Raw genomic sequence first — 2,614 nt, forward strand, 5'->3', positions numbered from 1 at the left:
ATGCAGGAAAGATGTGGAAGTGCGACACGTTCCTAAATGAAAAGTTTAGGCATCGGCAGCAATGCCGATAGAACTGACATCTCGATAAGTCGAATGAAGGAGTAACTCCCTGAAAGGCTTCTTTAATACTCCGATAGGCGTATAAATGTATAAGCGTTAAAGCGTCTAATGCTCGGTGAAGTCGCGTGAGAACTGCCCTTAGAGGGAACTCTTAGGAAACCTATCCAGTGATGGATGGTGTAGTCTATAGTGCGGAAGTCTAGAAAATGCCCATGGTGAGAATGTAGGTAAAACCTACTGACAAAGATTCCGAATGTACGGGGGAATATCTTACCTGATAGAAATGTCAGAGCAAGCTTTAGCTTGGTAGATGAGGATAAGTAAAAATTTCCGCTATGAAAATCCTTACGATGTATTTGGCATCGAAAAGTCTACAAACCCAAAGGAACCACCTAAAGGTATATGGATAGATAGAGATGTTGGAACGTGGTAAGCGGAGAATAGGGAGGTCTTATAACCAATGAACTATCCCCTCCGTGAAAGTAGGGTCACAGTACCAATGAAACCGTGATAATAAGCGGTGGAGGGATAGGCCCAAGTCAATCATATAAACGAAAACTTACGATCACAAAATCACTCTATAGGTTCTGGTGAGACTAAAAGAGGCTAACCTCGAAAGGAGGTGTTGCCGACTATAGCTACCACGACTGTGAATACCAAGCTGCGACATAATGAATATTATGGGCAACAAAATGTTTTTGATGAATTGTATGAAAGTAGTCTCAGAGGTGCAAAGTTCAAGAAACTATACGAAAAAATCATCCAAGAAAGCAATATTCTTCTGGCTTATCGAAACATTAAAGCTAATACAGGAAGCACAACTAAGGGTACCGACGGCAAGACTATCCAAGACATTGCGGCAATGACCAATGAACAAGTTGTAGCAATGGTACAAGGAAGATTGAAAAAATACGTACCAGAATCCGTCAGACGAGTAGAAATTTTCAAACCCAACGGAAAAATAAGACCCCTTGGAATAGCTACAATATCTGACCGACTAATACAACAATGTATTTTACAAATCCTTGAACCCATATGTGAAGCAAAATTTCATAATCATAGTTTCGGCTTCAGACCCAATAGGAGTACGGAACATGCTAAAGCCATGATGCACAGGATGATAAACCTACAAACTCTTCATTTTGTAGTAGATATTGACATTTTGGGTTTCTTTGATAATGTAGAACATGGGAAACTTCTTAAACAGATGTGGACTATAGGCATACAAGATAAAAAACTAATATGTATCATATCAGCTATGTTAAAGGCGGAAATTGCGGGGGTAGGAATCTCCAACCAAGGAGTACCGCAGGGTGGGCTGTTATCGCCATTATTATCCAACGTAGTCCTTAATGAATTAGACTGGTGGATCAGCGATCAATGGGAAAGCTTTGAAACTTCAAATTTTTATAAACACAACAGCAGCAAAACTGCGGTAATCCGCAAAAGTTCAAAACTCAAGGAATGCCACATTATCAGGTACGCAGATGACTTCAAAATCATGTGCAGAACAAGAGATGAAGCAGAAAGAATTTTTATCGCAATCAAACTTTGGCTTAAGGAGCGATTGAATCTTGAAATAAGCCCAGATAAATCCAAGATTACAAACTTGCGAAAGAAAACATCTGAGTTCCTGGGGTTCTCAATCAAAGCTGTTGTTAAGGGTAAAAAGCGAATAGCTAACTCAAAGATAAAATCGGATGCCATCACAAAAATAATGGCAAAAGGTAAAGAGCTAATCAAGAAAATCCAGAAGAATCCTACCCTCAAGAATGTAGGACTCTACAATTCCTATGTACTCGGAATTCAAAATTATTATCGTATAGCTACACATTGTAACCTAGACTTCTCAAAAATCGGATATTACCTTGATAAAATCTCCTTTGTGCGTTGGAAATCAATCGCCACCAATAAAGGCTCTCCAAGCAAGGTATATTTGGAAAGATACAAGGGATGTAACAAAAAGAAAACCTATATAAATGGACAAGTTACATATCCGATGTCAGCATGCAAAACTAAAAATGCAATGTGTTTTTCCAAAAAGATAAATAAATACACATCCGATGGAAGAAGACTCATTCATAAACAAATCGAAAAAATATCAGAACTAGAATTTATCTATCTGGTTAAAAACCCAATAGATAGTCGAAGTATTGAATATAACGACAATCGAATATCCTTATTTTCTGCCCAATGTGGGAGATGTCGGATACTAGAAGAAAGATTAGAAGTAGATGAATTCCATTGCCATCATATTAAACAACTACATGATGGTGGAAGTGACAAATACAATAATCTAGTTATAGTTCATCCTGTTATTCACCGATTGATACATGCAACCAAAGCCGATACAATTCATCAGATGTTGGCGAAGCTTGAGCTATCAAAAGAACAGATAGTAAAAGTGAATCGATTCAGGTTAAAAGTAGGAAATATTGTGATATAAGGAAGTATTTTTAGATTGATGGAACGCCGTGTGACTACGAAAGTGTCATGCACGGTGTGGCGCAGGGGAAAAAGTGGAGATCACATCAAAGCTTTACCTATTGCTATT

1 protein-coding gene is annotated in these 2,614 nt (G+C 38.1%); it reads left to right on the forward strand.

The features are described from left to right. Nucleotides 1-709 precede the first annotated feature (709 nt). Complete coding sequence (ltrA, locus tag DOT_RS22125; RefSeq protein ID WP_242833895.1) at nucleotides 710-2,506, forward strand: group II intron reverse transcriptase/maturase; 1,797 nt, start codon at nucleotides 710-712, stop codon at nucleotides 2,504-2,506. Nucleotides 2,507-2,614 lie beyond the last annotated feature (108 nt).

The organism is Desulfosporosinus sp. OT (assembly GCF_000224515.1).
Classification (GTDB): Bacteria; Bacillota; Desulfitobacteriia; order Desulfitobacteriales; family Desulfitobacteriaceae; genus Desulfosporosinus.